The sequence below is a fragment of the Pseudomonas sp. 32_A genome, assembly GCF_017490905.1.
In the GTDB taxonomy this organism is placed as follows: Bacteria; Pseudomonadota; Gammaproteobacteria; order Pseudomonadales; family Pseudomonadaceae; genus Aquipseudomonas; species Aquipseudomonas inefficax.
The window spans coordinates 1-226 of the sequence record NZ_JAFGYI010000553.1; the positions used below are offsets into that span (position 1 = coordinate 1).

1 protein-coding gene is annotated in these 226 nt (G+C 64.2%); it reads left to right on the forward strand.

Annotation, left to right across the window (positions count from 1 at the left end; genetic code table 11):
- The coding region (locus J5M58_RS28640) for an amino acid permease (protein WP_207880772.1) at window positions 1-226 on the forward strand (226 nt) is incomplete at both ends.

Consider the following 226-nt stretch of genomic DNA (forward strand, 5'->3'; position numbering starts at 1 on the left):
GGGCAACACGCCAATCGCCATCGGCTGCGCCTCGCTGCTGCTGTGGGCGGTGCACTTCCTGGTGCTGCGCGGTATCAAGGAGGCGGCGTTCATCAACCTGGTCACCACCGTGGCCAAGGTGGTGCCGCTGCTGCTGTTTGCCCTGATCTGCCTGTTCGCCTTCAAGCTCGACATCTTCACCGCCGACATCTGGGCGGTGGGCACGCCAGAACTTGGCAGCGTGATG